Source organism: Nocardia thraciensis, assembly GCF_054782435.1.
In genome coordinates, this window is sequence record NZ_BAAGSM010000018.1 from 138,307 (window position 1) to 160,626 (window position 22,320).

The following is a 22,320-nucleotide window of genomic DNA, read 5'->3' on the forward strand; positions in this document are numbered from 1 at the left end:
AAGACTTCTTACGGAGACTGATTCATGACCGAGACCACATTGCCTCCCGACGGCGGCGACCGGATCGAACCGGTCGACATCCAGCAGGAGATGCAGAACAGCTACATCGATTACGCGATGAGCGTGATCGTGGGCCGCGCGCTGCCCGAGGTGCGCGACGGCCTCAAGCCGGTGCACCGTCGCATCCTGTACGCGATGCACGACAACGGGTATCGGCCCGATCGCGGCTACGTGAAGTCGGCTCGCCCGGTCGCCGAGACCATGGGCAACTACCACCCGCACGGCGACTCGGCCATCTACGACGCCCTCGTGCGCATGGCGCAGCCCTGGTCGATGCGCTACCCGCTGGTCGATCCCCAGGGCAATTTCGGTTCGCGGGGCAACGACGGCCCGGCCGCCATGCGCTACACCGAGTGCCGCCTCACGCCGCTCGCGATGGAACTGCTGCGTGAAATCGACGAGGAGACGGTCGATTTCATCCCGAACTACGACGGCCGGTCCATGGAACCGGTCGTTCTCCCCAGCCGTGTCCCGAGCCTGTTGATGAACGGTTCCGGCGGTATCGCCGTCGGCATGGCCACCAACATCCCGCCGCACAACCTCAACGAGGTGGCGGAGGCGATCTACTGGGCGCTGGCCAACCACGAGGCCGACGAGGAGACCACGCTCGAGGCCTGCATGGAGCGGGTCAAGGGCCCGGACTTCCCGACCAGCGGCCTGATCGTCGGCACGACGGGCATCCAGGACGCCTACCGGACCGGCCGCGGGGCGATCCGCATGCGCGGCGTGGTGGAGATCGAGGAGGACAACAAGGGCCGCACCACGATCGTCATCACCGAGCTGCCCTATCAGGTCAATACCGACAACTTCGTCAACTCGATCGCCGAGCAGGTGCGCGACGGCAAGATCGCCGGTATCTCCGACGTCCACGACGAGTCGTCGGATCGCGCGGGCCTGCGCATCGTGGTGACGGTCAAGCGCGACGCCGTTGCCAAGGTCGTGCTGAACAACCTGTACAAGCACACCCAGCTGCAGACCAGCTTCGGCGCCAACATGCTGTCCATCGTCGACGGCGTGCCGCGCACGCTGCGGCTGGACCAGATGATCCGGCTCTACGTCGCCCACCAGATGGACGTCATCGTCCGGCGCACCCGCTACCGCCTGCGCAAGGCCGAGGAGCGGGCCCACATCCTGCGCGGTCTGGTCAAGGCGCTCGACGCGCTCGACGAGGTCGTGGCCCTGATCCGGCGCTCGGCCAACACCGAGACCGCGCGGACCGGGTTGATGGAGCTGCTCGATATCGATGAGATCCAGGCGACCGCGATCCTGGATATGCAGCTGCGCCGACTGTCGGCGTTGGAACGTCAGAAGATCATCGACGAGTTGGCCAAGATCGAGACCGAGATCGCCGACCTGAAGGACATCCTGGAGAAGCCCGAGCGACAGCGCGCGATCATCCGCGACGAGCTGCAGGAGATCGTCGAGAAGTACGGCGACGAGCGGCGCACCAAGATCATCGCAGCGGACGGGGACGTCGCCGACGAGGATCTGATCGCCCGCGAGGACGTGGTCGTCACCATCACCGAGACCGGCTACGCCAAGCGCACCAAGACCGACCTGTACCGCAGCCAGAAGCGCGGCGGCAAGGGCGTGCAGGGCGCCGGGCTCAAACAGGACGACCTGGTCCGGCACTTCTTCATCACCTCGACGCACGACTGGCTGCTGTTCTTCACCAACCTCGGCCGGGTGTACCGGGTGAAGGCCTACGAGCTGCCCGAGGCCAGCCGCGTCGCGCGCGGCCAGCACGTGGCCAACCTGCTGGCCTTCCAGCCGGAGGAGAAGATCGCCCAGGTCATCCAGATCAAGACCTACGAGGATCAGCCGTACCTGGTGCTGGCGACGCGCAACGGCCTGGTGAAGAAGTCGCGGCTGACCGACTTCGACTCCAACCGCTCCGGCGGTATCGTCGCGGTGAATCTGCGCGACAGCGACGAATTGGTCGGCGCCGCACTGTGTTCGGCGGAGGACGACCTGCTGCTGGTATCGGCGCACGGCCAGTCGATCCGCTTCGCCGCCAACGACGAGGTGCTGCGCCCGATGGGCCGCGCCACCTCCGGCGTGCAGGGCATGCGGTTCAACACCGACGATTGGCTGCTGTCGCTGAATGTGGTCCGCGACGATACGTTCCTGCTGGTGGCGACGTCCGGCGGCTACGCCAAGCGGACCGCGATCGAGGAGTACACGGCGCAGGGCCGCGGGGGTAAAGGCGTATTGACGATCCAATACGATCCGAAACGTGGCAACCTGGTGGGCGCACTCATCGTCGACGACGAGGATGAGATCTATGCAATCACCTCCGGCGGCGGCGTGATCCGGACGGCGGCGAATCAGGTGCGCCGCGCGGGACGGCAGACCAAGGGCGTGCGATTGATGAACCTCGGCGAGGGCGTTACGTTGCTTGCGATCGCGCGCAATGCCGATGAGCCCGATCAGGTTTCCCTCGAAGAGGAGGCCAGCGGTGCTGACAAGCAGTAGGTTCGGATAGCAGTAAGTTTCTTCACAAGGCAGCGGCGGCACGACGGATCGAAGGAATCCCATTGACCACTCCGAATCAGCCGAATGACGAGCGGCACCACGCCAACGGTGTGACCGAGCGAATTGCGCCGTCTCCGATTCCCCCTCGGCCCGTTCCGCGGCCGGGGTCGGGAGGTGACAACGGCTCGGGAGGAGCATCCGAAGTGTCCGACAAGCAGGGTGACGGCGGGGAGCAGTCCGCCGCCGACGGCCAAGCACGATTCGAGAAAGGCTGGTCGCAGCTGCCACAGCGGGAGCCGCAGTCGAATCTGCATCGTCCGGGCGAGCCGCCGGTGGCGGGCCGACCGCCGGCGGCGCCGAGCGGCGGCGGTCTCGGCGGCGGCATGACCAATGCCCGCACCACCGCGGACCTGGCGGCCAAGGCGGCCCGCAAGGAGGCCGCCATGGTGAAGTCCGTCGGCATCGACGGGCCCACCCGCAGCATCGCCAGACCGGAACTGGTCAAGGACATGCCGGATCTGTCGGAGCTGCGGCACCCGCTGCCCCCGATGGAGGCGCCGGGCATGCACGGCATGGGTATGCAGCAGCCGACGGCCGTCTCGCCCGCGGTCCCGGCGGCGGTCGCCGCGGCCGCCGGCGGTGAGCCGCTGCGGGCGACGGTGCAGGTGCGCCACGTCGATCCCTGGTCGACGCTGAAGGTGTCGCTGGTGATCAGCGTGGCGATGTTCTTCGTGTGGATGCTGGCCGTCGGATTCCTCTACATCGTGCTGTCCGGCATGGGTGTGTGGGACCGGTTGAACAGCAGCTTCACCGACATCATGTCCAACGGCAGTTCGACCTCCACCGAATTGATCGACGCCGGCACGGTGTTCGGATACGCGGCGGTGGTCGGCCTGATCAACGTGGTCCTGCTGACCGCGCTGTCCACGGTCGGCGTGTTCATCTACAACCAGTGCACCGATCTGGTAGGCGGCGTGCAGGTCACGTTGGCCGATCCGGACTAGTTTCACAGGCTGCGGCCGGTACCCGTCGGCGGGCGGGTACCGGCCCTTCTACCAGCCGTTTTGTCGTTACCACCGCAGCTCGGTGATCTTCGCATCCGGCTCGGGTTTCCGGAGCCTCTTGCCGCTTTCTCGCTGCCTGGGGTTTCAGCAGTCCAGCGGGGCGCCCGTTCTAATATTGTGAATGTTCCCGCTCCTCTCGGTTGTCTCGTTTGATCTGCTCCTCGTAGTCGTTTAGGCACCTCTTGAACTGCTGATAGTCGCTCGAGTCTCGAGCACAGTAGTAGGCCGCGTCGCCGCGATCTGCACTGGCGGGGGCAGCCAATGCGACACCTGCAACCGTGACCATCGCGGACGTTGCCATCACTAGACCGACGTATCGACCGAGCTTCCGCATGATGCTGTCTCCGATCGTTCGAGGGAACCTTCAGACACGCAGGGACAGCCTATTAACGCTCAACAGCGAACCCCATGAGCCGCCGACAGCGAGTTGCCGCGCCTCGAGTGTCGTGTAGCTCGCGTTTCCCCCTGCTTCCTCATACTGGCCATCTCCTGAGACGGGCGGGCCTGTCAACCCGGAGCCTTCGCTGCCTGCGAGCGAGGGCGGAGCGGAGCAACCCCGTGACGGAAGCGCCCGGTCGGGTCGCATGCTCCGATTCCCGAATCCGGAGGCCAGCGGCGACGAGTCGTCTACCAGCCGTTTTGGTCCAAGGAGGTCGCTTCCGGTAGTCTTTGCTCTCGGCTCGGGCATCCCGGGTCGCACGCAACCAGGGTCTATAGCTCAGGCGGTTAGAGCGCTTCGCTGATAACGAAGAGGTCGGAGGTTCAAGTCCTCCTAGACCCACTCCCGGATCGGGATTCACCTGCCGCACCGGCGGCATCAGGGGCCTTAGCTCAATTGGCAGAGCACTGCCTTTGCAAGGCAGGGGTTAGGGGTTCGATTCCCCTAGGCTCCACCATCACACGACGGTCAGCGGTGGGGATTTGGGGAATATCACCGGCAGTTCCGCCAGCGATCGGTGGAATGGGCCCGGGCGCCAGATCAATTCGTTCGCCGGGACCGCTAGTTGAATCTCGGGCAGGGCATCGAGGAGTTGATCGATGGCGTCCTGGGCTACCAGGTAGGCCACCGACTTCGCGGGACACATGTGTGGTCCGGCGCCCCATGCCAGATGCGACCGGTTTCCGGTGCGATCGTCGGTGCTGACGGCGGGGTCGTTGCCCGCCGCGGCCATGCTGATCATCACCGGTTGGTGGGCGGGGAGCCAGACCTCGTCGTTCATCAGCATCGACTGCCGCGGATAGGTGACGCAATAGTTCGCCAGCGGCGGATCGGTGGACAGGACGGTGTCGAGCGCGTCTCGCGTGGCGAGGCTGCCGCTGAGCAGATCGTCGGCGAAGTTGTCGTCGGTGAGCATGTACCGCAACGTGTTCGCGATGAGGTTCACCCCGGGCTCCTGACCCGTGGAGTACATGGTGGCCAGTTGGTGCACGATCTCTTCGTCGTCCAAACCCACCGGGTGGGCGAGCAGGTCGCTCGTGATGTCGGCGCCGGGCTCGGCGCGCCGATGCGCGACATGCTCCCGTAAGGCGTCGAGCAGCATCTTGTTGCCCAGCTCCGCATCGCCCTGCGCGTCGAAGATCATCGTCGCCGCCCGCGACACCCGTTCCCCGATCTCGGGCGAGCAGCCCAGCATGTGGTCGAGGGTGTGGCGCACCAACGGGCGGATGTACTGCGCGAGGAGGTCGACCTCGCCGTATCCGCAGAAGGTGTTGATCAGCGGAATCGCGATCCGCTCGATGACGCCGTGCATCGCGTACAGGTCGATCCGCTCGATGGCCGCGACCGACGGCTCCCGATAGCGCTCGTGCGCGGAGCCGGTGTTGAACAGGGCGTTGGGGCGCCACGCGAGCATCGGCAGCACCGGGCAGTCCTCGGGTACGCCCTTCTGCCAGGTGCGCGGATCGGAGGAGAAGTGCTCGTGGTCGTGCAGGATCTTCACGGCCATCCGGTAGCCGATCACCAGGGTGGCCGGTACGTCCGGAGCCAACTCGACCGGGACCAGTGACCGATGGTGGCCGCGCATCTCGCTGTAGGCGGCGTGCGGGTCGGCGGCGAACTGATCGCTGTGCAGTAGGAAATGGGGTGCGTCGGGGCGGATCGGTGAACCCTGCGCGACGGGGCAGCCGCCGGTGGCCGACTGCGTCGTACCTGGCGTTCGAGAGGGTGTGGTCACGTGTGGTCTCCAGACGTACACAAGACACGGTGTGTGGTTGTCGAACCTCTTGCAGGTAACACCGAACTATGCAAACTCGTTGCCGGAGAGTTCCTTTCGGGCAACAGTCCCACAGCGTAGTCAAGCGCACAGCATCCCGCAGGCTATCCGGCGAAGCGGCACAAAATCGCAGGTAGAACGATTGATGCTGGTTCTAGAACAAACAAACCGGCCGCTCCGCAATCCGGTGGGCAGCAACATTCTCCGGTCGCCCCCAGGTCGTCGCCCGCCGTGCGGGTAGCGCGCATGGCACATACTCGGCCTTTCCACTACCGAGGACGTGCCGGTGCGAGAGCGCCCGGAGTTGGGGGTCGACCACGTCCGCGGAAACCACGGCGGCGGAATCGACTTCAGGTTCCACGACACGGACGATTCCGTGCGAATCCGGTAGATGCGAATCCCCCCGTTCCCTAGCCTTTTCGTGACGAGGCGCGGAGCGTGAGGTCGTGCGGTGTGCTTCGACGGCGGCAATTCGATTGCCGCGCTGCCGGTCCGGTGTACTCGACCTTTCGGAGGGGAACGGCCGAATCGCGGGAACGGTTGTCGGCGCAAGGCGGTCACCGGGGTTGTGCCGTGTCGCGCGGACAAGGGCCTGGCTCGATGCGTCCTCGGCCTGCGCCTCGTCCTGCCCGCTCCCAACGTCGGGGATCGCAGTAAGGTGGGGTACATGAAACTTCTGCTTACGATCGGTGTCGTCGCCGCGGTTGTCGTCGTCTTCAGCAAGTTCCGCCAGCGCAACGATGCGGACATGTGGCACGAGGTCACCACCCGCTGAATCAGGAGATCGACACCGGCCGCGTGACGTCGTCGAGGGGCAGCGGCCCGTCGACGAAGGCGCTCACCGAGAGGTCGTTGACCGTGATGGCGCCGCCGTGGTTGTCGAGAAAGGCGATGTCGGAGGCATCGCGGCCGGTGGCGATGCGGACCAGGCTCGGGCGCGGGGCGAGGAAGGACGGGTCGAACGCCTGCCAGACCCCGCGCACGTACGCCTCGGTGACGCAGTGGAAGTCCATCGGAACGCACCCGGGCGCGTACACCGACGCGATCCTGGCCGGTACGCCGACCGCGCGCAGCAGCGCCACCATCAGGTGTGCGTAGTCGCGGCACACGCCACTGCCCGTCAACAACGTCTCGACCGCTCCGTCCCAGGGATCGCTGCTGCCCGCGACATAGCTGACCCGGCGGGCGACCCAGCTCGAGATCCGGGCGGGCATGTCCGGATCGTCTACGCCACAACCGAATTCGGTAGCCGCGAACCCCAGGAGCCGATCGGACTCGGCGAACCGGCTCGGACGCAGATATACGGCGAGGTCGTAATCCGAGGCAGGTTGCGGCGCAGCGGATCCCAGCACCGTCGCGCTGTAGTACGCCCGCAGATTCCCTGCGGGCGAGTCGAATACGTGAATTCTGGCGCCGTGCGGACCGTGCACCTCCCGCGCCGCGATGCTGCGGCCGTCGAGGACGAAATCCATCGACTCGACCAGCTCGATTCCCGGCAGCCGGGCGACGGCGATCTGGAACTCGAGCACCGTGGGCGCGTGGACCTCGACGTCGAGACGGGCGGAGACGTCGCGTTTCATCACTACAGTGTGGTCCCTGGGCTGACCGGATTCGTGCAGGACGGCGGTCGGAAATGATCGTGTAGGATTCGAGCGAGCTTGTCGGGATTCAGGATCAGGCGTACGACGCGGATGCGCTGGTCCTCATCGATATCCAAGGAGAGTACGGCGTACGGAGCGCTGCCCGCGGTCAACACCGCTCCGGGGCCGGAAGTGACCGCCGCCGGTCGCCAGGCGAGACCCCGGGGCCACGCCCGGATGACCGAGCCGCTTCGCCGCGGGCGACCAGGACGCCGCGTTCGCGCTGGTGCACGACGAATTCGTGACACACAATCCGCGGGTGCCGCACGATCGGTCGACCGGCACGGGCAAACAGGCGTTCCGTGCCTTCTTCGCGACCCCGGCCGGGCGTGGCGCTGGCCCGGGCCACCCAGGATGTGGTGCGCGTCGTTGCCGACGACACCCTTGTCGCCGTGCACATCCGGTTGACCACCGATGGTGGCGAGACCGCGATAGTCGACCTGTTCCGGCTGGAGGACGGGCTCGTCGTCGAGCACTGGGACGTCGTCCAGCCGGTGCCTGCCACGCTGCCGCACCCACACGGAATGTTCTGAGCCGCAGGGGTTCCGGTGTCGGTCAGGCGCTGCCCGAGGGCTCGAGGGCAGCCCACACCCCGGTGGCCGCCGTCTCGCGGACGTAGTCGGTGAAATCCTGGGGTTTGCGGCCCAGGGCCCGTTCCACACCGTCGGCGGTGGCCGAGTTGCGGCCGTCGAGGACGGTCCCGAACAGATAGTCCAGCAGCCCGATCTCCTCGGTGGGCACGCCGTAGGTGGTCAGCGCCGCGACGAAGTCCGCCCGGGTGATCGATACGAAGGCGATGTCGCGGCCGGTGGCGCGGGCGATCTCGGCGATCGCCTCCGAAAAGGTCAGCGCGCGCGGGCCGGTCAGTTCGTAGACCGCTCCCGCGTGCCGGTCGTCGGTGAGGGCCGCGACCGCGACCGCGGCGATGTCGGCGGCGTCGATGAACGGCTCGGTCACCGCATCGGTGGGCAGGGCCACCGCACCGGCCCGGAGGAGGTCGGTGAACGCACCCTCGCTGAAATTCTGGGCGAACCAGCTGCAGCGCAGGATCGTCCAGGGGATACCCGAATTCCGCACGATCTCCTCGCATTCCGCGGCCTCCGGCTCACCGCGGCCGGACAGCAGTACCAGCTTGCGGACCCCGTGCCGCCGGGCCGCGGCGGTCAGGGCGTGAATGGCCTCCGGGGCTCCGGGCGCGGCGAGGTCCGGCTGGTAGGAGATATAGACGGCCGCCACCCCGGTCAGCGTGGCATCCCAGGTATCACGGTCGGTCCAGTCGAAAGGCGGTGTCGCCGAGCGTGATCCGATCCGCACGGGGAGGGACCGCGCCCGGAGGGCGGCGGCCACCCGGCTGCCGGTCTTGCCGGTGCCACCGAGAACGAGTACTGGTTTGTTCGAGTTCGTCATGGATCAAGTACATCCGCGATCGCCCGGATCGAACATCGTCCAGGCGATCGCGAACATGCGTCAGCGTCTGGCGCGGGCGGGACACGGCCTGTGAGTAGTCACTACTCCGCCGGTGGGCGATCGGGCGGCCCGTAAGGTCGAAATATGACCTCTCCGGAGTTGTCCAAGCTGGTGCAATCGGTTGTCGAGCCGTATCTGCTGCACGGGCCGCGCCGCTACACCAGGGCAGACGTCTCGCGGCAGTCCGGGCTGCCCGCGGACCTGACCCGCAGGCTGTGGATCTCGCTCGGCTTCCCGGCCAACCCGGACGATCACGCGATCGAGTACACCGACGCGGATATCGAGGCGGTCAACAACTTTCAGAGCCTGGCGGCGCTGGCGTCGACCGATCTGCGGCAGCAGTCGGGGGCCGCGCGGACTCTCGGCCAGTCGATGGCGCGACTGGCCGAATGGCAGGTGGACCTGGTGACCGAGGAGATCGTGGACCGGATCCGGGCGATCACCGCCGCCGACCCCGACGCGGACGAGGCGGCCGTCGCGCAGGAGGCGACCGAGGAGGTCGTGTCGACACTGCAGCAGCTGCAGGCGTACGCGTGGCGGCGACATCTGGCGGCCGCGCTGGCCCGCTCGCTCGACGGGGACGGCACCGGTGGCGACACCGTGCGGGACCTGGCCGTGGGTTTCGCCGATATGGTCGGTTACACCCGGCTGACCCGCCACCTCGATCCGGAGGAGCTGACGCGGCTGCTGGAGTCGTTCGAGACGATCACCACCGACGCGATCACCGGCAACGGCGGGTGGGTCATCAAGAACGTCGGCGACGAGGTCATGTTCGCCGCCGAATCGGCGGTCGTGGGCGCCCGCATCGCGCTGGCCGTCCAGGAGGCGACCCTCTCCGCGGGCGCCACGCCGGAGCTGCGGGTCGGGCTGGCATACGGCGAGGTGCTGCAGCGGTTCGGAGATCTGTACGGATCGGTCGTGAACATGGCCGCCCGGCTGACCGGCGTGGCGCGGCCCGGGACGGTGCTGATCGATGACGCCGCGGCGGCGCAGCTGGCCGGTGAGTCGGAATTCGCGCTGCGGCACCTGCGCAGCGTGCGGGTGCGCGGGTTCAATCGGCTGCGTTCGCACGTCCTACGCCGCGCCTGAGCGGCGCGGGCGCGGCGGCGAACTTCCCGGAAAATTAAGAGCGGGCCTCGGCGAAGGGGGGGAGTTAGCCGAGGCCCGCGTAAGGTCGGCCCGGGGGGGAGGGGCCGACGTGAATGATCCTACGCGACGATCCACGGTTGTGGGTGTATGAGGGCCGCCACTTTCGGAAAGTTTTCGAGTGGTGGGACCTCGGCGCCGAATTCGGGTGTCGCGCGGCGGCCGTATCATGCGCCAGATGTCACTCGAACATGTTGGGGCGCAACGGTTTACACGGTCGACATAGGGTTTGGTCGCGAGTGAACAGAGGCCGCCTGTGCGCCGGATCCGGCGGCGCGCACCGGCCCGATTCGGTAGCGACGTTCCGGATTGCCCGGATTTCCGGGCGTGTCGATGGGCGCGGCCGAGTACCTGTGCGGGGTTCGGAACAGGTAGCGCACTACTCAGGACTCGGCCCGCCCCGGCGGGCGACGATGTACTCGGCCGCATCCCGCCGGCACCCCCGAGCACCGCCGGATCCCCGGGATGCGGCCTCCTGCTGTCCGTACTTCGTGCGAGGCCACAGCGGGTGGACGCGCCGACCGGGGCGCCGCGTTAATCACATGAACTTGTCGGTGGGGTGGGCAATACTTGGCGGCAGTGTCGTTCAGGTCACTGCACATCCATCCATAAACGGCAGGAGCATCATGCCCGACGCCATAATCGCCGAGGGTCTGGTCAAGACATACGGAAAACTGACCGCCCTCGATCACCTCGATCTCACGGTTCCGGAGGGTACGGTCACCGCGCTGCTCGGCCCCAACGGCGCCGGTAAGACCACCACGGTCCGGGTGCTGACCACACTGCTCATCCCGGACTCGGGCCGCGCCACCGTGGCCGGTATCGACGTACTGGGCGAGCCGCAGCGGCTCCGCGCGCATATCGGCGCCTCCGGTCAGTACGCCGCCGTCGACGAATACCTCACCGGATTCGAGAATCTGGAGATGGTAGGTCGGCTGTACCACATGGGCGTACAGCGCAGTAAGGAGCGAGCGCGGGAACTGCTGGAGCGGTTCCGACTCGCCGACGCCGCCGACCGGCCGGTGAAGGGATACTCCGGCGGTATGCGCCGCCGCCTCGACCTGGCGGGCGCGCTGGTCGCCAACCCACCGGTGCTTTTCCTGGACGAGCCGACCACGGGCCTGGACCCGCGGGCTCGCCTGGACCTCTGGGATGTCATCGAGGAGTTGGTAGCGGGTGGCACCACACTGCTGCTGACCACCCAGTACATGGAGGAGGCCGACCGGCTGGCCGACGCCATCGCGGTCATCGACCACGGCAAGGTCATCGCCCGCGGCACGGCCGACGAGCTCAAGACCATGGTCGGCGGCGACCGCATCGAACTGACCGTCGACCACGCCGACAGCCTCGCGGTCGCCCAGCAGGCGCTGGCGGGGCTGGCGGTCGGCGAGATACATCTCGAGCCGGGGCTGCGCCGCATCACGGTGCCCGTCAGCGAGGGTTCGCAGGCGCTGGTGAACGCGATCGGCAAGCTCGCCGAGCATCGGGTCCAAATCCATGACGTCGGATTGCGGCGTCCCTCGCTCGATGACGTGTTCCTCACCCTGACCGGCCACGAGGCCGAGGAGCTGATCAGCGAGAACGGCAGTTCCAACGGTCAGCGCGCCGCCGATCGAGTCGAAGCAACGGAAGGAAAATCCCGATGAGCACCGCCACGGCGCTCGCCGACCTGCCCTCCCTGGGGCAGCGCATGTCGATGGTGGTCAGCGACAGCCTGACGATCACCAAGCGGAACGTCATCAAGATCAGGCGCGTCCCCGATGTACTGATCTTCTCCACGCTGTCGCCGATCATGTTCGTCCTGTTGTTCGCCTATATCTTCGGCACGGCCATCCAGGTGCCGGGCATGGAGGGCGGGTACCGAGAGTTCCTGATCGCGGGCATCTTCGCGCAGACCTCGGTCTTCGGCGCCACCTTCACGGGTCTGAGCCTGGCCGAGGATATGCAGAAGGGCATCATCGATCGGTTCCGCTCGCTGCCGATGGCGCCGGTCGCCGTGCTCATCGGACGCACCGCCGCCGATGTCGTGATCAACGTGGTGAGCCTGGTCGTGATGTCGCTGACCGGCCTGGTGGTCGGCTGGCGGATTCGCGGCTCGCTCCTCGACGCGGTACTGGCATACGTGTTGCTGCTGCTGTTCGCCTACGCGATCTCGTGGATCATGGCCGTGGTCGGCCTGATCGTGCGGGCGCCCGAGGTGTTCAACAACGCCAGCTTCATGGTTATCTTCCCGCTGACGTTCCTGGCCAACACCTTCGTGCCGCTGAACAATCTGCCGGGTCCGCTGCGTGTATTCGCCGAATGGAACCCGGTCTCCGCGGTCACCCAGGCCACCCGTGATCTGTTCGGCAACACCAGCCCGATGGCTCCCCCGGGGGACGCCTGGCCGATTCAGCATCCGGTGGCGACGACCCTGATCTGGGTGGTGGTCATCCTGGCGGTGTTCGTGCCGCTGGCCGTGCGCCAGTTCAAGCGCTCGGTCAGTCGCTGACCGGATCCGATGCGACCACTGTGACCAGCCTTTCCTGCGCGAAATGTGTTGCTGTGCCACAGTGGTCGCATGCAGTTGGGGAGTTCGGGAAAATCCGGCCGGTTGCGCAACCGGCTCATCGCCGCTGTCCTCGTCGGATTCGCGGGCAGTGCCGCGTGGCTGGCGGCCCGCCGCCGCCCCCAGCTTCCGGAGCCCGCGGCGGAACCGCCGCGCCTGGGCTACTCGACCAACGGGTCCATGCCGCCGGAAGCCGCCCGGTTGCCCTAGCACGTCGCGGCACGGCCCGAAGATGGTGGGATGCAATTCGGTTCGCGGCTTGCGTGGCACGATGTTGGGCGTGACCTCACCGAATCAGACCGCCGTGGCGACGCTGCACACCAACCACGGCGATATCAAGATCTCGCTCTTCGGTAACCACGCCCCGAAAACGGTGCGCAACTTCGTCGGCCTGGCCGACGGTTCGGCGTCGTACACGACGCAGAACGCGAGCGGCGGTACGTCCGGCCCGTTCTACGACGGCAGCATCTTTCACCGCGTGATGGACGGTTTCATGATTCAAGGCGGTGACCCGACCGGCACCGGACGCGGCGGTCCCGGCTACGAATTCGGCGACGAATTCCATCCCGACCTGCGCTTCGACCGCCCGTACCTGCTGGCCATGGCCAACGCCGGACCGGGCACCAACGGCTCGCAGTTCTTCATCACCGTCGGACCGCAGCCGCACCTGAACCGCCGTCACACCATTTTCGGCGAGGTGGTGGACCCGGACTCGCGCAAGGTGGTCGACGCCATCGCCGCCACCGCGACCGACCGCAACGATCGTCCGAAGGACGAGATCGTCATATCCTCCGTCACCATCGCCTGAATCTCATCGGAGTTCCGTGAATCCCCAGCCGCCCGCGCCGACCTGCTTCCGCCACCCCGACCGGCCCACCGGCCTGGCATGCACTCGGTGCGGGCGGTCGGCCTGCCCGGATTGCCTGCGGCCCGCCTCGGTCGGCCAGCACTGCGTGGACTGCGTGCGCCAAGGGCAGGCCGATGTGCGGCCGGTGCGGACGGTGGCGGGCGCGCCCGCGGCCGGTCGGGCCGTGCCGTACGTGACCTATGCCCTGATCGCGCTCAACGTCGCGATCTACGCGATCACCGCCGCGCAGGCGAACAGTATCGGCGACAATCGGCGATCTCAGCTGTTCTTCGACTGGGTGCTGGTCCCGCCCGCGGTGGCAGACGGGCAGTGGGTCCGGGTCCTGGGGTCGGGGTTCCTGCACTACGGGCCGGTACACCTGCTGGTCAACATGTTCGCGCTCTACATCCTGGGCCGCGACTGCGAGATGGTGCTCGGGCGGCTGCGGTTCGTGGCGGTATACGCGGCCTCGCTGCTGGGCGGATCGGCGGCGGTGATGTGGCTGGCCCAGGACGCGGCGACGGCGGGCGCGTCCGGCGCGATCTACGGCCTGTTCGGGGCGATGACGGTGATCCTGCTGCGGCTGCGGCAGAGCCCGACGCAGATGCTGGTGCTGATCGTGATCAACGTGGTCATCAGCGTCTCGCTGCCCGGGATCTCGCTGTGGGGGCATCTCGGCGGTCTCGCCGCCGGAACCCTCGCCACGGGCGGCATCCTGTTCCTGCCGCAGTGGCTGAAGGCCAGGACGCCGGAGCTGGCTCGCGCGACCGGTTGGGTGTCGGTGGCGGCCGTCATCGTGATCAGCCTCGGCCTGATCGGCACGGCGGCGGTGTCGCTGGCCTGATCGCGCGGACGAGGTTCAGTCGCGAACGAGCCCCTGCACGGTCATCGCATCGAGGACATCCTGCGGATGGGTGCCGAGATCCCAGCGTCCGAAGATCAGCAGCCGTTCGTTGCCGTCGTGTTCGACATCGAGCTCGAGATTGGGCACCCGCCGCCCGAGCCGCCGGAGACCGACCACCCGGGCCTTCAGGATCTGCCGCGGCCGGTACTCCATGGGTCCGAGCAGGCCGCGCACGACCAGGGTGGGCGGGTCGCCGGGAACGATGGTCAGCCGCGGCCGCTGGCGCAGTCCCAGACCCGCCAGCCCCAGCAGCAGCACCGCCGCGAGGCCGATCAGCAGGCGGCTCGGCGTGTCGGGGGCGAATACGGCGGCGACGGCCAATGCCACCCCGCCCGCCGCCGTCGCGGCGAGCGCGGCAGGCGGGGTGGACCAGCTGAGCCGGATCTCCGAATCGGATGCGGTCATGGTCCCCAATCGTTCCTCGAGTTGTCCACAGATTCATCCACAAGTGTGAATGAATGACACGGATGTAGCGCCGTGACCCGGTGATTCACCGCCACCGCATCGTCATGATCAGGCCGATCACCATGAGGCCGAAGCCGATCAGGAAGTTCCAGGCGTTGAGCTCGGCCATCCACTCGATCTTGTCGTTGGCCAGGTAGTACACCAGCAGCCACACCAGTCCGGCCAGCATGAAGCCGAGCATGATGGTGACGTACCAGACCGGCGAGGGGCCGCCCTTCACCTTCACCGGCGTGCGGCTGGCAGGATTGATCGTGTAGTCGGTCTTCTTGCGGCGGACCTTCGACTTGGGCATGACGTCCTCGTATTCGGCGTACAGGTCGTACCGGCGGGGGAGTGGGCACCTGCCGGTCTGACTAAAGGCTATCCCAGCTGGGTGTACATCCGGGGTCGGGACTGTTGTCGGCGGCCCTGCCAGCTATTCCCGCGACTGCGGATATCCCTCCCACGTACTCTCGAACCATGCGTGTACTGGTCGTCGACAATTACGACAGCTTCGTGTTCAACCTGGTGCAGTATCTGGGCCAGCTGGGTGTCGAGGCGATCGTCTGGCGTAACGACGACCCGCAATTGGCGAATGTGGACGAGGTGGTCACCGGCTTCGACGGCGTGCTGATCAGCCCCGGCCCCGGCACCCCGAACCGTGCGGGCAAGAGCATCGACCTCGTGCGCGCGTGCGCCGAGCAGCGCACCCCGCTGCTCGGCGTCTGCCTGGGCCACCAGGCCATCGGCGCGGCCTTCGGCGCCACGGTCACCCGCGCCCCGGAACTGCTGCACGGCAAGACCAGCTCCGTCTTCCACATCGGCTCGGGCGTGCTGGCCGGGCTGCCGGATCCGTTCATCGCCACCCGCTACCACTCGCTGACCGTTCTCGAGGACACCCTGCCCGCCGATATCGAGGTACTCGGCCGCACCGAGTCCGGCATCGTGATGGCGATGCGCCACCGCACACTGCCGATCCACGGCGTGCAATTCCATCCGGAGTCGGTGCTCACCCAGGGCGGGCACCGGATGCTGGCCAACTGGCTGGAGGTCTGCGGGAACCGTCCGCCGGAAGGCCTCGTCCAGCAACTGGAGTCCGAGGTCGCGGCGCTGGTCTGAGCGGGAGCCGCGAGCAGCCGTCGCGGGCGCAGCGCGTCGAACGGACCGGAGGGAAAATGCATCGTATGAGTGGCAGCGATGCGGCGAAACCGACGGCTGACGAGAGCGGTGTGGACCGCCCCTATGTGCTGCTGTCGGTGGCGGTGAGCATCGACGGCTACATCGATGACGCGGGCCCCGAGCGATTGCTGCTGTCGAATCCGGAGGATTTCGAGCGGGTCGACGTCGTGCGCGCCGACAGCGACGCCATCCTCGTCGGGGCCCGAACGCTGCGCCGCGACAACCCGCGCCTGCTGGTCAACCGCGAGGAACGCCGGGCCCGGCGGGTGGGCGCGGGTAAGCCGGAGCATCCGCTCAAGGTCACCGTCAGCGCGAGCGGCGACCTCGAGCCCGGGTTGCGCTTCTTCCACACCGGCGGGGACAAGCTGGTCTACACCACCGACGCCGGAGCCGTGCGCCTCGGTGCGCGGCTCGCGGGTCTGGCCGAGGTCGTATCCCTCGGGGAGACAGTGGATTTCGGCGCGCTGCTCGATGATCTCGGGCATCGCGGCGTCACCCGACTGATGGTGGAGGGCGGCGGTCACATCCACACCGCACTCCTGGCGAACGGCCTGGCCGACGAGCTGCTGCTCGCCCTGGCGCCGGTGCTGGTCGGCGACCCGGACGCGCCGCGATTTCTGCATCCGGCCGACTTTCCCGGCGGTTCCGGGCGCAGAATGGTCTTGGCGGATGTCACCCGGATCGGTGATGTCGCGCTGCTGCGCTATCTGCCGACACAGACCGAGGCGCCGACCGAGGGAGGTCCGCACGATATGGAAGCCCCACAGTGACATCGCATTTCGCGGACCGGGGCGCGGAAAACCGTAAGACACACCGGTTCTGGATGCATCACGCGATCGGATTGGCCCGCCTGTGCCCCATCAGCCCGACCGCCTTCTCCGTCGGCGCGGTGATCGTCGGCGCCGACGATATCGAACTGGCACACGGCTATTCGCGCGAAACCGATGCGAAGGTGCACGCGGAGGAGTCCGCGTTGAACAAGCTCGGTGACGACCCGCGACTGCCCCGGGCCACCCTCTACAGCACCCTGGAGCCGTGCTCGCAGCGCGCCTCCCCGGACCGCGCACCCTGCACCGACCGCATCCTGGCGGCGGGAGTGGCCCGGGTCGTCATCGCCTGGCGCGAGCCGCCCACCTTCGTCGACAACTGCGTGGGCGTCGAGAAACTGCGCGAACAGGGTGTCGAGGTGATCGAACTCCCGGACCTGGCCACCGAGGCCATGTCCATGAACCGCCACCTCGACCTGTCGTGATCGTCAGGGCGGGCCGAGCACACCGGTCACGATGGTGACGGTGCCGTTGCGGGCCAGCGACGAACCCGCCTTCGGCTGCTGATCCACGATGCGCCCGACATTGCCCGCGTCGAAGGTGCCCTGGGTGGTCTGCACGATCTGGCCGGCACCTCCGGACCAGCCTGCGGCGCGCAACCGCTCCACGGCCTGCGACGGCGTCATCCCTACCAGGGGCGGCATCTGGATCTGGTCGTTGGACACCTGCACGGTGATCGTCGAACCGCGGTCGGCCATGGAACCGCCTGCCGGATCGGTGGACAGCACCTCGCCGCCGGGGCGGGAGGAGGTCACTTTCTGGATGACGACCTTGAAGCCCGCGCTCTGCGTGAGGTTCGGTTCGGCGATGTCGATCTGCTGGCCGACGACATCGGGGACCCGTACCTGTTCGGGGCCCTTGCCCAAGGTGATCGTCACCGTGCTGTCCGCATCGATCCTGGAGCCCGGGGTCGGCTCCTGCTTGATCACCTTGTCCTTGTCCTCGACGCTGGACCAGTCCCGCTTGATCTCCGGGTCCATCCGAAGATTGGATGCCTTCAGCTGTTGCTCGGCTTGCTGAAGCGTCTGCTGGGCCAGTTGCGGTACCGGCACCTGTTCGGGGCCCTTGGACACCAGGACGGTGACGGTGCTGCCCTTCTCCGCACGCGAGCCGCCGATCGGCTGGGTGCCGATGACGTTGCCGATGGCGACCTTGCTGTCCGCCTTGTCCTGCGTGGACACGTTGAAGCCGACGTTCCTCAGATCGTTCTGCGCCTGCTGCGACGTTTTGTTCGACACATCGGGCACGGCCACCATCTCCGGGCTACTGCCGGGACCGAGCAGGAACCAGAACAGCGCGAAGATCACCGCGAGCGCGCCCAGGGCGCCCACCGCGATCAGGGCGGTGCGCCGACGCGGTTCGTCGGGTTCGGGCTCCTCGATATCGTCGCGCTCGACCGTGCGGTAGGTGCGCGGCGCCGCGTCCATGCTGCCGAGGATCGTGGTGCGGTCCTCGTCGGTCATCACCATCGGCGCGTGCGGCTTCTGCCCGCCGAGCACCCGGATCAGGTCGGCGCGCATCTCCGCGGCCGTCTGGTAGCGGTTGGCGGGGTTCTTGCTCATCGCCTTGAGCACGACCGAATCGAGCTCGCGGGGCACCCCGGGATGCACGTGCGAGGGTAGCCGCGGATCCTCCCGGACATGCTGGTACGCGACGGCGACCGGGGAATCGCCGGTGAAAGGCGGTTCGCCGGTGAGGATTTCGTAGAGCACGCAGCCGACGGAGTAGACGTCGGAGCGCGCGTCGACCTGTTCGCCGCGGGCCTGCTCGGGCGAAAGGTATTGCGCGGTACCGATGACCGCGGCGGTCTGGGTCATCGGATTGGAGCTGTCGGCGATCGCGCGGGCGATGCCGAAGTCCATCACCTTCACCGCGCCCTGGCGGTTGATCATGATGTTGGCCGGCTTCATATCGCGATGCACGATGCCGTTCTTGTGGCTGAAATCCAGTGCGGCGCAGACGTCGGCGATGACCTCCATCGCGCGGCGCGGCGGCAGCGGGCCCTTCCCGCGCACGATATCGCGCAGGGTCTCGCCGTCGACGTACTCCATCACGATGTAGGGCAGCGGCCCGCCGTCGACCTCGGCCTCGCCGGTGTCGTACACCGCGACGATCGCCGGATGATTCAGCGCGGCCGCGTTCTGCGCCTCCCGCTTGAACCGCAGATAGAAGGTCGGGTCGCGGGCCAGATCCGCACGCAGCACCTTGATCGCCACGTCGCGACCCAGCCGCAGGTCGCGCGCCTTGTGCACCTCGGACATGCCGCCGAACCCGATGATCTCGCCCAGCTCGTAGCGAGAGGAGAGATTCTTCGGGGTTGTCATGGCAGTCCTTGCGGTTCTGTGGCCGGGGAACTACTGCTGCTGTCGGTGGTGCCGTTGCTGTACGTGCCGTTGCGTCCGTTGGTGCCGTGGCGCCCGTTGGCGCCGGTGGTGCTGTCGACACCGGGGATCCCCGGCAATGGTATTTCCAGAGACGGCCGCGGTATGCGACCCGTGGTCGTCGGCGCGGTCGTCGACCGCTGCGGTTTCGTGGTCGTCGTCGGTGCCGGCGTGGTGGTCGGCGGCTCCGTGGTCGTCGTCGGCGGCGCCTCGGTGGTGGTGACCGGCGGAGGCGGCTGATACCGGGTGGTGGTCGGCGGTTCGGAACTGGTGCTCGGTGGCGGCGCCGGTGGCGCGACGACCGATGTGGGCGCCTTCTGCGGCGTGGGCTCCGGCGGGTCGCCGCTCAGCAGTACCCACGCGGCGATGCCGCCCAGCGCCAGCGCGCCGATACCCAGGCCCGCGAGCGCCTTCTGGCCGGTGGTGAACCGGCCCTTGCGCTCGTCCTCGGGCGGGTGGCCGGGTATGGCCGTCGTCCCGGCGAAGTTCTGCGGCCGCGATGTCGGGTTCGAATAGCGCAGGGTCGCATCGTCGTAATCGCCGCGCGGCAGCACCGCGGTCGGACCGGCGGCGGGCGGCAGCACCCGCGCCGCGCCGGTCTGCGGGGAGGCGGGCCCACCGGCGTTGCGCGGCGGCGGCGGCCGCCGTCCGGCACGCACCGCGGCCACCGCATCCGCGAATTCGCCACCGCTGCTATAGCGCTGGGCCGGATCCTTGGCCATCGTGGTCTCGACGAGTTCGCGCACGTTGGGCGGCAGATCCGCGGGCATCGGCGGCGGCGCCTCGCGCACATGCTTCATCGCGACCGTGAGCGCGCCGTCCCCGGTGAAAGGCCGCTGCCCGGACAGCGCCTCGTAGCCGACCACGCCGAGCGAGTAGACATCGCTGGCGGAGGTGGCGTCCTCGCCGGTGGCCTGCTCCGGCGCGATGTACTGGGCGGTGCCCATCACCATGCCGGTCTTGGTCACCGGGGACGCGTCGACGGCCTTGGCGATGCCGAAGTCGGTGATCTTCACCTGTCCGGTCGGCGTGACCAGGATGTTGCCGGGTTTCACGTCGCGGTGCACGACGCCCGCCGCGTGCGCCACCTCCAGCGCTCGGCCGGTCTGTTCCAGCATGTCCAGGCCCTGAGCCACCGACAGCCGGTTCATCCGGTTCAGCACCGCGTTGAGCGGCTCGCCCTGCACCAATTCCATGACCAGGTAGGCGGTTTCGCCGCCCTGCGGGTCGAAGGTCTCGCCGTAGTCGTAGATTCCCGCGATCCCGGGATGGTTGAGCTGGGCCGTGGTCTTGGCCTCGGTCCGGAACCGGTGCCGGAATGTCGGATCGGCGGAGAACTCCGCCTTGAGCACCTTCACCGCCACCCGTCTGTCCAGCCGGGTGTCCAGCGCCTCCCACACCTGGCCCATGCCGCCGGTGGCGATCAGCCGTTGCAGTCGGTAGCGGTCCGCGATCATCGCACCGTTGTTCAGCATTGCAGCCCCCGTAGGCTTCGTCTCATGGCACCTGACCAGGGGGCCTGCGTGGTTACGCAAGCTTCCGCCTCCGGCCCCTGACTGCTCAGGTGCGGTCTCATGGCACCTGACCAGAGACCCTGCGCGTGCACGCAAGCCTCGGGGCCCTGACTGCTCAGGCGTCCTAGCTCGTTCATCTGGTCAGCCCCCCTGCAGTCCGGCGTCGAGTACTGCCCGGGCGACGGGCGCGGCGACCGAGCCGCCGGTGGCCGCGAGCGCACGGTCGCCGCCGTTCTCCACGATGACCGCGATCGCGATCTTCGGGTTCTGGGCCGGCGCGAAGGCCGTGTACCAGGCGTGCGGCGGGGTATTGCGCGGATCGCTGCCGTGTTCGGCCGTCCCGGTCTTGGACGCGATCTGGTAGGGGCGTGACTGATTCCCTCCGGCTGTGTTCTTCTCGGACGCGATCATCAGGTTGGTCAGTTCGCTCGCCACGGGCCCGCTGATCGCCTGCCCGACCGAGACCGGCTTGGTCTTGGACAGCTCGCTCAGGTCGGGGCCCTGCAGTTGATCGACCAGATGCGGTTCCATGCGCACCCCGCCGTTGGCGACGGTGGCGGCGATGACCGCGTCGTCGAGCGGAGTCAGCGCCACGTCGCGCTGACCGATGCTGCTCTGCGCCAGGGATGGATTGTCCGGGATCGTCCCGACGGTGCTGTCGGCCCACTGGATCGGGATGCCCGCGTGCGGGCCGATTCCGAACGCGGCGGCCTCGTCCTTGAGCTTGGCGGCGCCCACCTTCATGCCGATCTCGGCGAAGGCCGTATTGCAGGACCGCGCGAAGGCCTCCGTCAGCGAGGCCGTGCCGCCGCTGCCGCAGTTGGAGCCGTTGTAGTTCTCCAGCGTGGTGCTGGTGCCCGGCAGCGTGATGTTGGGCGCCGCGGTGAACTGATCGTCGGGCCTGATCCCCGCCGACAGCGCGGCGGCGGCCGTCACGACCTTGAACGTCGAACCGGGCGGATAGGTCTGGGATACGGCGCGATTGAGCATCGGCTTGTCGGGATCGGTCGACAGCGATTCCCACGCCTGGGTGCTCTTCGCACCGTCGTGGCCGGACAGCTGATTGGGGTCGTAGCTGGGCGTGGACACCATGGTCAGGATGCGTCCGGTGCCGGGCTCGATCGCGACGACCGAACCGGTGTAACCCTTGCTGGTCAGCTGCTCGTAGGCGACCTGCTGCATCACCGGGTTGATGGTGGTGACCACGTTGCCGCCGCGCGGGTCGCGACCCGAGATCATGTCGACCAGCCGCTTCCCGAACAGCTGGCTGTCGGAACCGTTGAGCACCGAATCCTCGGCGCGCTCGAGCGCGGTGCTGCCGTACTGCATCGAATAGAAGCCGGTGACCGGGGCGTAGGCCATCGGATCGGTGGGATAGGTGCGCAGGTACTTGTAGCGGTCGTCGGTGGCGACCGAGCTGGCCAGGACGGCCCCGCCGCCGGAGATCTGCCCGCGCTGGCGGGAGTACTCGTCGAGCAGCACGCGCGAGTTGCGCGGATCGTTGCGCAGGCTGTCGGCCTTGATCACCTGCACGTAGGTGGCGTTGGCCAGCAGGGCGACGATCATGACCATCACGGCGATGGCGACGCGGCGCAGCGGTGTGTTCATGCC

General features: G+C 67.7%; 21 protein-coding genes and 2 tRNA genes. 15 read left to right on the forward strand and 8 right to left on the reverse strand.

The annotated features are described in order from the left end of the window. Positions 1-24: 24 nt before the first annotated feature. From gyrA to ACYVLQ_RS10080, 4 genes are all read left to right on the forward strand, one after another. Entirely contained in the window at positions 25-2,535 is a 2,511-nt protein-coding gene (gyrA, locus tag ACYVLQ_RS10065; RefSeq protein WP_460697128.1) for a DNA gyrase subunit A, read from the forward strand. Between the two features lie 203 nt (positions 2,536-2,738). Next, positions 2,739-3,539, forward strand: a complete 801-nt coding sequence (locus ACYVLQ_RS10070) for a DUF3566 domain-containing protein (protein WP_460697129.1) — start codon at positions 2,739-2,741, stop codon at positions 3,537-3,539. A 767-nt stretch (positions 3,540-4,306) separates the two neighbouring features. Continuing rightward, a tRNA-Ile gene (locus ACYVLQ_RS10075) sits at positions 4,307-4,380 on the forward strand. 39 nt (positions 4,381-4,419) lie between these two features. Then, positions 4,420-4,495 (forward strand) — tRNA-Ala (locus tag ACYVLQ_RS10080). Here ACYVLQ_RS10080 and ACYVLQ_RS10085 read toward each other — a convergent pair. Continuing rightward, entirely contained in the window at positions 4,496-5,773 is a 1,278-nt protein-coding gene (locus tag ACYVLQ_RS10085; protein WP_460697130.1) for a cytochrome P450 family protein, read from the reverse strand. It abuts the tRNA gene before it with no gap. A 706-nt stretch (positions 5,774-6,479) separates the two neighbouring features. On the opposite strand from ACYVLQ_RS10085, the gene ACYVLQ_RS10090 reads away from it, so the two are divergent. Then, the gene (locus ACYVLQ_RS10090; RefSeq protein ID WP_460697131.1) at positions 6,480-6,587 is read left to right on the forward strand and encodes a DLW-39 family protein; all 108 of its coding nucleotides are present in this window, start codon (positions 6,480-6,482) and stop codon (positions 6,585-6,587) included. Position 6,588: 1 nt separating this feature from the next. On the opposite strand, the gene ACYVLQ_RS10095 is transcribed toward ACYVLQ_RS10090, so the two are convergent. Beyond that, a complete protein-coding gene (locus ACYVLQ_RS10095) occupies positions 6,589-7,392 on the reverse strand; it encodes a transglutaminase-like domain-containing protein (RefSeq protein WP_460697132.1) in 804 nt (267 codons plus the stop codon). 362 nt (positions 7,393-7,754) lie between these two features. Between ACYVLQ_RS10095 and ACYVLQ_RS10100 the strand changes: the two genes are divergently transcribed. Next, a complete protein-coding gene (locus ACYVLQ_RS10100; RefSeq protein ID WP_460697133.1) occupies positions 7,755-7,985 on the forward strand; it encodes a nuclear transport factor 2 family protein in 231 nt (76 codons plus the stop codon). A 22-nt stretch (positions 7,986-8,007) separates the two neighbouring features. Here ACYVLQ_RS10100 and ACYVLQ_RS10105 read toward each other — a convergent pair whose 3' ends face one another. Next, the gene (locus ACYVLQ_RS10105; protein ID WP_460697134.1) at positions 8,008-8,859 is read right to left on the reverse strand and encodes an SDR family oxidoreductase; all 852 of its coding nucleotides are present in this window, start codon (positions 8,857-8,859) and stop codon (positions 8,008-8,010) included. Between the two features lie 144 nt (positions 8,860-9,003). Between ACYVLQ_RS10105 and ACYVLQ_RS10110 the strand changes: the two genes are divergently transcribed. From ACYVLQ_RS10110 to ACYVLQ_RS10135, 6 genes are all read left to right on the forward strand, one after another. Further along, positions 9,004-10,008, forward strand: coding sequence for an adenylate/guanylate cyclase domain-containing protein (locus tag ACYVLQ_RS10110; protein WP_460697135.1), 1,005 nt, complete (start codon positions 9,004-9,006; stop codon positions 10,006-10,008). Positions 10,009-10,691: 683 nt separating this feature from the next. After that, positions 10,692-11,711: an ATP-binding cassette domain-containing protein gene (locus tag ACYVLQ_RS10115; RefSeq protein WP_460697136.1), complete on the forward strand. Its 1,020-nt coding sequence runs from the start codon at positions 10,692-10,694 to the stop codon at positions 11,709-11,711. Continuing rightward, positions 11,708-12,556: an ABC transporter permease gene (locus tag ACYVLQ_RS10120; RefSeq protein ID WP_460697137.1), complete on the forward strand. Its 849-nt coding sequence runs from the start codon at positions 11,708-11,710 to the stop codon at positions 12,554-12,556. The genes ACYVLQ_RS10115 and ACYVLQ_RS10120 overlap by 4 nt, the downstream gene beginning before the upstream one ends. Before the next feature lie 69 nt (positions 12,557-12,625). Further along, entirely contained in the window at positions 12,626-12,823 is a 198-nt protein-coding gene (locus ACYVLQ_RS10125; protein WP_460697138.1) for a hypothetical protein, read from the forward strand. 70 nt (positions 12,824-12,893) lie between these two features. After that, positions 12,894-13,421, forward strand: coding sequence for a peptidylprolyl isomerase (locus tag ACYVLQ_RS10130; RefSeq protein ID WP_460697139.1), 528 nt, complete (start codon positions 12,894-12,896; stop codon positions 13,419-13,421). 16 nt (positions 13,422-13,437) lie between these two features. Beyond that, on the forward strand, positions 13,438-14,304 hold the full coding sequence (locus tag ACYVLQ_RS10135; RefSeq protein ID WP_460697140.1) for a rhomboid family intramembrane serine protease: 867 nt from the start codon (positions 13,438-13,440) through the stop codon (positions 14,302-14,304). Positions 14,305-14,319: 15 nt separating this feature from the next. Here the strand turns inward: ACYVLQ_RS10135 and ACYVLQ_RS10140 are convergent, their stop codons facing one another. Next, positions 14,320-14,769, reverse strand: coding sequence for a PH domain-containing protein (locus ACYVLQ_RS10140; RefSeq protein ID WP_460697141.1), 450 nt, complete (start codon positions 14,767-14,769; stop codon positions 14,320-14,322). An 85-nt stretch (positions 14,770-14,854) separates the two neighbouring features. Next, positions 14,855-15,121: a cell division protein CrgA gene (gene crgA / locus ACYVLQ_RS10145; protein WP_460697142.1), complete on the reverse strand. Its 267-nt coding sequence runs from the start codon at positions 15,119-15,121 to the stop codon at positions 14,855-14,857. A gap of 167 nt (positions 15,122-15,288) precedes the next feature. On the opposite strand from crgA, the gene ACYVLQ_RS10150 reads away from it, so the two are divergent. The 3 genes from ACYVLQ_RS10150 (at position 15,289) to ACYVLQ_RS10160 (ending at position 17,239) form a co-directional block, all read left to right on the forward strand. Further along, positions 15,289-15,927, forward strand: coding sequence for an aminodeoxychorismate/anthranilate synthase component II (locus ACYVLQ_RS10150; protein ID WP_460697143.1), 639 nt, complete (start codon positions 15,289-15,291; stop codon positions 15,925-15,927). A 65-nt stretch (positions 15,928-15,992) separates the two neighbouring features. Beyond that, positions 15,993-16,757, forward strand: coding sequence for a RibD family protein (locus tag ACYVLQ_RS10155; protein ID WP_460697144.1), 765 nt, complete (start codon positions 15,993-15,995; stop codon positions 16,755-16,757). Next, positions 16,754-17,239 (forward strand): dCMP deaminase, encoded by a 486-nt coding sequence (locus tag ACYVLQ_RS10160; protein ID WP_460697145.1) that lies wholly within the window; start codon positions 16,754-16,756, stop codon positions 17,237-17,239. The genes ACYVLQ_RS10155 and ACYVLQ_RS10160 overlap by 4 nt, the downstream gene beginning before the upstream one ends. A gap of 3 nt (positions 17,240-17,242) precedes the next feature. Here the strand turns inward: ACYVLQ_RS10160 and pknB are convergent, their stop codons facing one another. The 3 genes from pknB to ACYVLQ_RS10175 all read right to left on the reverse strand — a co-directional run bounded on the left by pknB (position 17,243) and on the right by ACYVLQ_RS10175 (position 22,317). Further along, positions 17,243-19,138, reverse strand: a complete 1,896-nt coding sequence (gene pknB / locus ACYVLQ_RS10165; protein ID WP_460697146.1) for a Stk1 family PASTA domain-containing Ser/Thr kinase — start codon at positions 19,136-19,138, stop codon at positions 17,243-17,245. Continuing rightward, on the reverse strand, positions 19,135-20,670 hold the full coding sequence (locus ACYVLQ_RS10170; RefSeq protein ID WP_460697147.1) for a protein kinase domain-containing protein: 1,536 nt from the start codon (positions 20,668-20,670) through the stop codon (positions 19,135-19,137). The genes pknB and ACYVLQ_RS10170 overlap by 4 nt, the downstream gene beginning before the upstream one ends. 180 nt (positions 20,671-20,850) lie before the next feature. Beyond that, positions 20,851-22,317 carry a peptidoglycan D,D-transpeptidase FtsI family protein gene (locus tag ACYVLQ_RS10175; protein ID WP_460697148.1) on the reverse strand — a complete coding sequence of 489 codons (1,467 nt, stop codon included), beginning with the start codon at positions 22,315-22,317 and terminating at the stop codon, positions 20,851-20,853. Positions 22,318-22,320: the final 3 nt, after the last annotated feature.

Bases quoted from the DNA above. Each gene is read 5' to 3' on its own strand.
- gyrA (WP_460697128.1), top strand. From the start codon at position 25: ATGACCGAGACCACATTGCCTCCCGACGGCGGCGACCGGATCGAACCG.
- ACYVLQ_RS10090 (WP_460697131.1), top strand. From the start codon at position 6,480: ATGAAACTTCTGCTTACGATCGGTGTCGTCGCCGCGGTTGTCGTCGTC.
- ACYVLQ_RS10095 (WP_460697132.1), bottom strand. From the start codon at position 7,392: ATGAAACGCGACGTCTCCGCCCGTCTCGACGTCGAGGTCCACGCGCCC.
- ACYVLQ_RS10105 (WP_460697134.1), bottom strand. From the start codon at position 8,859: ATGACGAACTCGAACAAACCAGTACTCGTTCTCGGTGGCACCGGCAAG.
- ACYVLQ_RS10110 (WP_460697135.1), top strand. From the start codon at position 9,004: ATGACCTCTCCGGAGTTGTCCAAGCTGGTGCAATCGGTTGTCGAGCCG.
- ACYVLQ_RS10115 (WP_460697136.1), top strand. From the start codon at position 10,692: ATGCCCGACGCCATAATCGCCGAGGGTCTGGTCAAGACATACGGAAAA.
- ACYVLQ_RS10120 (WP_460697137.1), top strand. From the start codon at position 11,708: ATGAGCACCGCCACGGCGCTCGCCGACCTGCCCTCCCTGGGGCAGCGC.
- ACYVLQ_RS10125 (WP_460697138.1), top strand. From the start codon at position 12,626: ATGCAGTTGGGGAGTTCGGGAAAATCCGGCCGGTTGCGCAACCGGCTC.
- ACYVLQ_RS10140 (WP_460697141.1), bottom strand. From the start codon at position 14,769: ATGACCGCATCCGATTCGGAGATCCGGCTCAGCTGGTCCACCCCGCCT.
- crgA (WP_460697142.1), bottom strand. From the start codon at position 15,121: ATGCCCAAGTCGAAGGTCCGCCGCAAGAAGACCGACTACACGATCAAT.
- ACYVLQ_RS10150 (WP_460697143.1), top strand. From the start codon at position 15,289: ATGCGTGTACTGGTCGTCGACAATTACGACAGCTTCGTGTTCAACCTG.
- ACYVLQ_RS10155 (WP_460697144.1), top strand. From the start codon at position 15,993: ATGAGTGGCAGCGATGCGGCGAAACCGACGGCTGACGAGAGCGGTGTG.
- pknB (WP_460697146.1), bottom strand. From the start codon at position 19,138: ATGACAACCCCGAAGAATCTCTCCTCTCGCTACGAGCTGGGCGAGATC.
- ACYVLQ_RS10170 (WP_460697147.1), bottom strand. From the start codon at position 20,670: ATGCTGAACAACGGTGCGATGATCGCGGACCGCTACCGACTGCAACGG.
- ACYVLQ_RS10175 (WP_460697148.1), bottom strand. From the start codon at position 22,317: ATGAACACACCGCTGCGCCGCGTCGCCATCGCCGTGATGGTCATGATC.